The organism is Bradyrhizobium sp. Ghvi (genome assembly GCF_900115265.1).
Lineage (GTDB): Bacteria > Pseudomonadota > Alphaproteobacteria > Rhizobiales > Xanthobacteraceae > Bradyrhizobium.
In genome coordinates this window covers 64,041-70,194 of the sequence record NZ_FOVU01000018.1, presented here as the reverse complement: position 1 = coordinate 70,194, position 6,154 = coordinate 64,041, and the positions used below count along the sequence as shown (strand labels likewise).

Here is a 6,154-nt window from a genome sequence, read left to right as displayed (position 1 = left end):
CGATGCTGATCACCGCCAATCAGCCATTCGGCGAATGGAACAGGGTCTTCCCGGACCCCGCCATGACCCTGGCCGCTATCGATCGCCTCGTTCACCACGCCACCATCGTCGAGATGAACGTCGAGAGCTATCGCAGACGGACCGCCCTCGAACGAAAACGCGGTCCCGGACGGCCGCCATCGCACGCGACACCCAAAACCGTCGCTGATTGACGCTGCGCGACAATCAGAGTTCAACAAAACTCTTGCGCGCGACAATCATCGCGGCAATCATCATCAGGCCGCGACACGCCTCGCCATCCTGATTGCCGCGCACTTCCTACCCAGATTGCCGCGCTACAAGTTGGGCCGTAAGCGCTTCGGCGATGAAGGCTATGCCATGGAAGAGTCGGTCGCAGAGCGTGGCACGGCCTTCTTGTCCGCCGATCTCGGCCTGACACGGAGGCGATGCTCGAGACCTGGTCCACTGGCCAAGCAGATTGGCGTTGGCCGTCAATGGGTGATCCAGCTCGATGACGGCCATCCCCGCGCAGAGCTGGCCGTTGTCCTCCGTGCTCTCGGCCTTCTCGGCATCCCGATGGAGGCCAGCAGTGGAGCGCCCACAGCCGCAGGTCTACCTCCGCAGTTGAAATCAAAGCCATCGTCACCAAAGCAAACAAAGGCAAGACATACTCGCCGAGCTCATTGCACGCTTGGATGGCACCGAAACCGGTCGCGTCCGCAGTGACGCAGGCGGCTGGCTGACCTTCGTCTACGGAGAATATATGGCGCAATGCCGACGGGGCCTACCCCTGTCGCTATCGATCCCGCTTGCCGCCGAGGAGCACGGTCCAGCCACCGTTCAGGCCTTCTTGTGGGGCTGCTTCCTGACAACGAGCAGTTGCTTGAGCGCTGGGCCAAGAAATTTCAGGTATCGGTGCGCAACGTGTTTGGTCTCATCTCTAACGTTGGCGAGAATTGCGCCGGGGCTGTCCAATTCGTCACGCCTGATCGATTGGAGGCTCTGAAAACAGGCAAAGGCGACAAGATCAAATGGCTGGATAGGCCGGAAATAGCAAGCCGCATTCGAGTCTTGCGCGAAGATCACGCTGCCTGTCGTCTGCCCGCGACGCGGGTCAATTCAGTCTTGCAGGCGCCCAGCCGAAAACCGCGCTTCTCCTCAAAGACATCAACTGGGGCATTCCGTCCGGGCGCATACCGCCACCCACATTTGAAACCAGCGACAGGCCATTTCGATGGCCACGCCGTGAATGAGCATACCTGCCTGCGGCTCGCACGCGAGCTCGGGCTGCCAGCCGCTGAAACCAAGGTAGATCGGCAGGTCAGCGGGCAACATCATCCTCGTTCATCAGGAAGATATCTGCCAGGCCATGGGCATCCTGCCGACCAAGAAATACCAGAACTAGGGCAGTCCAACGCCTGCCGATATTGTCGAGCTCTTGCATACCTACTCGACAGACCGCGGGCTGACCTTCCGACTTTCGTCAGCACTTTGGTCCTGGCTCATTGCAGGCTGTGATGCTCACGCCAACAACTATTCATTGCTTCTGGACAGCGGTCCTCTCGTGCGTCTCGCCCCCCTTTACGACATCGCCAGCATTCTTCCGTATGAATATCTCGATCAGCGCAAGATTAAACTCACAATGAAAGTCGGGGTTGAATACAAGCTCGTTCAAATCGGCTTGCGCCAGTGGCAAAAACTTGCGCGCCAGACGCGTGTTGATGCGAACGTGCTCATCGCTACCCTGATCTCCATGGCCGGGCAGATCCCCGACCTGGTGGCGGACATTCGCACCCGCGCGCAAAACGGGGTATTGGAGAACGCGGTCGTCGAGCGATTGGCAGCGGGCTTGGGTATGCGAGCCAAGCATTTCGAACATGCTCTAAAGGGATTAAGATACGGATCATCCATCAGTTGAACGGAGACGAGCGCACAATGAACTCATTTCATTCCGATATTGGTGCGCTCACCGAACGGCATATGCCGTTGCTGCGCCGCCTCATGCTCGTCCGAGTTACGGTTTGCGCTCAACCTTGTAGGTCGAAACTAGCAAGCCGCCGCCGGTCTAGAATCATGATCTCGCGTTGAGTATTGCCGATGAAATCAAGCACGCCATCACTATGCAATTGCGACACTGCGCGCGAGACGGTCTCGATGGTCAAGCCCAGGTAGTCCGCGATGTCTCGCCGAGACATTGGCAGTGACATAACATCAACAGCCATGAGCCGCACGTCCATCTCGTGCAAGAAAGCGGCAACGCGCTCCAGAGCAGTCTTACGTCCAAGCAGCAGCATATGGTTCTCCGCGTGCTGCAATTTAATCGTCGTGATGCTGAGCAAGGTGCGCCAGACAACTGCGTCAGTCTGGGCGATCGCATCAAGAGTGTGTCTCTTAATGAGGCGAACAGTGCTCTGCGTAACGGCTTCCGCGCTAAATCGGTGTACCCCACCGTTCTCGAATCCAAAAATGTCACCTGGTAAATGAAATGCGCCAATCTGGCGTCGCCCATCGGACAGCAGTTTGTGGGTCCGTGCCGCCCCTTTCATGACCTGATAGACGTACTCGGCGGAGTCGCCCTCGATGTAGATCGTCCTACCCTTCTTGTAAGTGAATTCACTCGAGCTGACGATCGGATTTGACAGGCTCGATATGCCGAACTCATTGAGCGCATTACGGCAAGATCTTTGGTCTGTGGTGATACTTACCAACATATCAGGCACTCCTGACCACTGAAAGATTATAATGACTGAATCGATCGCTGTTTAATGTCGGGCGCAATCTGCAGGACCGCAAGTATTGTAACAAGCTTGTATGAAAACAAGAAGTCGTATCGTTGTGAGGCACTACCGCGCACCAGCGTAGCGCGACGCAGGCGCAGCCCGTTTATCCAAGCATAGGCTATCTACGCTGACCGGTTTTGATTTGAATCAGCCCGCCGCGACTAACCTGCGTGACCGGGTGGTCTTTCGGCTCAGCTTGCGTCATCAAGCCTGCAGCATAGAATCGGCGGCAAATAGCCGGACGACGCTCTGGAGCTCCGCGAGAATGCATTTTTTCGACAAATACGCGCACAAGAATGTAGAAGAGCAGGGGCTGCCCCAGGGCCTAGCGGAAATGCCTACAGCGGCGGATCTGTATTCATGCTTTACTCAAATCGAAGAGAACGCGGCGATGCCGATGCGCCTCACGTACCACCAGCGCAAGGCTTCTTTCCTTGCCCAGAGCTTGCGGTCTGACCCGGGGTCGCGGCTCCTCGCTCAGCGCCCGTTCCAGATTGCCCTCCACGAAACGGCGCTTGGTCCGGTACACGGTCAAGCCGCTTACGCCGACGCTCCTGCCGATCTCCTCGTCGCGGGCCTCCGCATCGGCAACCAGCGAAGCCTCGGCGCAGTTGAGCTTGCGAGACGCATACTTGCCGCCGCTGAGTCGCCCCCTAAGTTCGCCGCGCTCGACTCGGCTGAGTTCGACCCGACAGCGTACATTCATGCTTACCTGCCTGAGAGGCAGGCACGAACAACTGAATCGGATGGCCGGCGTGAGTCCCTCGGCAAAAAGACTTCGCGCCTAACAGGGGCAGTACCTCGCCTTCATCCACCTTTATACGTGGCTGCACCGCAGACCCTAGCGGAACGCGACATGCAGGATCATTTCGGCGTCAGCCCGGCTTGGGGGGCACCAAATGGTACTGACATTGCAACGAGCCGGCCTCATCAGAAGGGAGAAGGACACCGCGCGGCATGCCGCCCAGATTGTCGCGCTATACATGAAAGGTGGGACGAGGCCCAATCCGCTGAAACATTTCCAACCTCAATAGCGGCGCGCCCTGAGCACGCAGGCCTCCCAGAACGTCCAAGATGTTGGCTGCGCATGGTGTTCGTCACGGGGACCTACGCGAATGTAACCCTCGTAGATCTTGCCTGCTAGCGAATCCGCACAAAAATGGCGAAGCGCGCCCACAAGAGTCGTTCTGCCGGGAAAGTAGCAGGAAAGCTGCGCCAAAGTTTGACCGACGTTCGAGAATCCCCGAGGCAGGGCGTACCGTTGGGCCGCCTTCATTGCTTGCGCCTTTTGTGTACCCAAGGTCCCGCTCAACTTGGGTTGCGCCAGCAGGCGCCAGTCACGCTGAATCCTCCGGTGTTAGCGCGCGGAGTGACGCCGGCAATCCGCCATTGACTTAGGTCAAGGGTGCAATTCAGATCGCATATCTTATAGTGAACTTAAGGGAGGCAAGAGGTCTCATGCGCTACGTTCTCCTTATCGGAGTGCTCGCACTTCCCATCCTCGTCGGCTCAGGATCGCGTTCGACGGCTGGTTCGCGCGCTCACTCGTACACGCCACCGGTACGCCAGGACGTCTACTGTCTGCAGGGACGCAGTTGGGGATATCCGGGCAACTGCCAGTTCTCAACCTATGACCAATGCATGGCTACTGCATCAGGTACAGACGCCTATTGCGGCATCAATCCGACCTACGCTTTCGAGCGGCAAGGAAGACAATCGCGCTGATGTGAATCAGAATTGCTGGTACACCAAGCGGCGAGGTCTGCCCTTAACATTGTCTCGCGCAGGCTCCTGTTTCCGTTCCTTCAGCTGTTCTGCGTTGGAGCGCCTTTTTTTACATGCCAGCCAAGGCTCGCGGATATCCGAAGCCCTGTGCTTCTCCGCCACAGACAGATGAAGATAAATGAAGAGCATAGCATCGCTTCGAGGTAGTGGCTGAGCGGAGATTCATCAATACAGCCCTCCAAAGAAGCCGAAAATCATCAGACGGTATGACTTAGGATTAGTGGGCCGGCTGCTGCCGTCGATTTGGCCCGCCGCAATAGCAGATTGGCGACGGCTCGCCCTGTGCGCTGAGCCAAGGCGACCCCACGGCTCTGATTGGCTGCCGGAGTATGGATCCCATCGGCAATTGCGAGCAGATATACGGCGCTTACGCCTTTCCAATCGCCGCTATCCTGCTTGCTTGGATCTCTACACCGCCAAATACCCTAAGGAGACTGGCCCAATGGTTCGATCAACATCGAAGAAATTCCCAAGGCCCTAACAGCAGCAAGCTAACTAACGTGAGCTGCGAGATCTCCTGCACGAACTGGTAGGGTCGTCTATCCGCGCCTTCATCACAATTGAGAGTATCTCAGCGTTCTTTTTGCGGATTCCGACGAAGTCGCCCAGGCGTACCGATGTGAAGTCGCCCGTGGATTCCGAGACGATGTCGCCCACCTTTCCGATTTGATCTCGCCCAGCGGCGAGGCGTTCTGGCCGGCTCGTTCTCTGGCATCGGTCAAGCCGCGCGGTCAATCTGGAATCGCGACTTCAACCTTTTTTCTTCTTCTGCGGTTGCTGTGGGCATGTGGGCAACGCGATTGCGTTGTCCAAGCGCAGCGGCATGTCCCCAGCGCTCAGGTGTTTCGGGCGGATTGCCGGGTTCGGCGCAGGCTCTCAGCGGTGAGGTCGAGCCGATGGGCATTGTGGACGAGGCGATCGAGCACGGCGTCGGCATAGGTGGGATCTCCAATGAGCAGATGCCACTGGTCCACGGGGAGCTGGCTGGTGACGATGGTGGAGCGATGACCGTAGCGATCTTCGAGGATTTCCAGGAGGTCGTGACGGGCGCCGGCATCGAGCGGCTCGAGGCCCCAATCATCGAGGATCAGCAGATCGACACGGCCAAGGCCGCGCAACAGGCGTGGGTGACGACCGTCGCCGCGGGCGAGCGCCAGATCGTCGAACAGGCGCGGGACGCGCTGATAGAGCACGGAGCGATTGTCGCGACAGGCCTTGTGGCCGAGCGCCGAGGCGAGCCAACTCTTGCCGACGCCTGCCGGTCCGCAGATCAGGAGATTGACGTGGTCGTCGATCCAGCGGCCCTCGACAAGCTTGGCGAACAGCGGGCGGTCGAGACCACGCGGGGTGCGATAGTCGATGTCCTCGACGCATGCCTGCTGGCGCAGCTTGGCGTAGCGCAGGCGAGTGGCGAGCCGTTTGTCGTGCCGCAGCGAGGCTTCACGTTCGAGCAGCAGAGCAAGCCATTCGGCGTGACCGAGGCTGCCAGCCTCACCGGCGGCTTCGATGTCGGCGAAGGCCTTGGCCATGCCGTGGAGGCCGAGGGCGTTGAGGCGGTCGAGGGTCGGATGGGTGAGCAAGGGACGGTC

Annotated in this window: 7 protein-coding genes and 2 pseudogenes; 5 read left to right on the top strand and 4 right to left on the bottom strand. The window is 58.6% G+C overall.

What is annotated here, in order from left to right:
• From BM374_RS34985 to BM374_RS39670, 3 genes and pseudogenes are all read left to right on the top strand, one after another.
• The coding region (locus BM374_RS34985) for an ATP-binding protein (RefSeq protein ID WP_177248753.1) at positions 1-212 on the top strand (212 nt) is incomplete at its 5' end.
• Positions 213-345: 133 nt separating this feature from the next.
• Positions 346-438 (top strand): annotated as a pseudogene (locus tag BM374_RS39675) (antirestriction protein); the annotation flags it as partial.
• Positions 439-691: 253 nt separating this feature from the next.
• Positions 692-921: pseudogene (locus tag BM374_RS39670) on the top strand (HipA N-terminal domain-containing protein); the annotation flags it as partial.
• 400 nt (positions 922-1,321) lie between these two features.
• Here BM374_RS39670 and BM374_RS40040 read toward each other — a convergent pair.
• Complete coding sequence (locus tag BM374_RS40040; RefSeq protein ID WP_283807103.1) at positions 1,322-1,444, bottom strand: hypothetical protein; 123 nt, start codon at positions 1,442-1,444, stop codon at positions 1,322-1,324.
• Here BM374_RS40040 and BM374_RS39660 point away from each other — a divergent pair.
• Complete coding sequence (locus BM374_RS39660; protein ID WP_244552809.1) at positions 1,439-1,918, top strand: HipA domain-containing protein; 480 nt, start codon at positions 1,439-1,441, stop codon at positions 1,916-1,918. The two genes, BM374_RS40040 and BM374_RS39660, sit on opposite strands and share 6 nt — an antisense overlap.
• Before the next feature lie 109 nt (positions 1,919-2,027).
• Here BM374_RS39660 and BM374_RS34970 read toward each other — a convergent pair whose 3' ends face one another.
• Both BM374_RS34970 and BM374_RS34965 read right to left on the bottom strand, forming a co-directional pair.
• A complete protein-coding gene (locus tag BM374_RS34970; RefSeq protein WP_092303167.1) occupies positions 2,028-2,711 on the bottom strand; it encodes a helix-turn-helix domain-containing protein in 684 nt (227 codons plus the stop codon).
• Between the two features lie 427 nt (positions 2,712-3,138).
• Positions 3,139-3,486 (bottom strand): hypothetical protein, encoded by a 348-nt coding sequence (locus BM374_RS34965; protein WP_092303165.1) that lies wholly within the window; start codon positions 3,484-3,486, stop codon positions 3,139-3,141.
• Between the two features lie 752 nt (positions 3,487-4,238).
• On the opposite strand from BM374_RS34965, the gene BM374_RS34960 reads away from it, so the two are divergent.
• On the top strand, positions 4,239-4,505 hold the full coding sequence (locus BM374_RS34960) for a DUF3551 domain-containing protein (RefSeq protein ID WP_092303163.1): 267 nt from the start codon (positions 4,239-4,241) through the stop codon (positions 4,503-4,505).
• Between the two features lie 896 nt (positions 4,506-5,401).
• Here BM374_RS34960 and istB read toward each other — a convergent pair.
• Positions 5,402-6,145 carry an IS21-like element helper ATPase IstB gene (gene istB / locus BM374_RS34955; RefSeq protein WP_092303161.1) on the bottom strand — a complete coding sequence of 248 codons (744 nt, stop codon included), beginning with the start codon at positions 6,143-6,145 and terminating at the stop codon, positions 5,402-5,404.
• Between the last annotated feature and the right edge of the window lie 9 nt (positions 6,146-6,154).

Excerpts from the sequence above, each read along its gene's own strand:
- BM374_RS34965 (WP_092303165.1), bottom strand. The coding sequence starts at position 3,486 with ATGAATGTACGCTGTCGGGTCGAACTCAGCCGAGTCGAGCGCGGCGAA.
- BM374_RS40040 (WP_283807103.1), bottom strand. The coding sequence starts at position 1,444 with ATGCAAGAGCTCGACAATATCGGCAGGCGTTGGACTGCCCTAGTTCTG.
- BM374_RS34970 (WP_092303167.1), bottom strand. The coding sequence starts at position 2,711 with ATGTTGGTAAGTATCACCACAGACCAAAGATCTTGCCGTAATGCGCTC.
- BM374_RS34960 (WP_092303163.1), top strand. The coding sequence starts at position 4,239 with ATGCGCTACGTTCTCCTTATCGGAGTGCTCGCACTTCCCATCCTCGTC.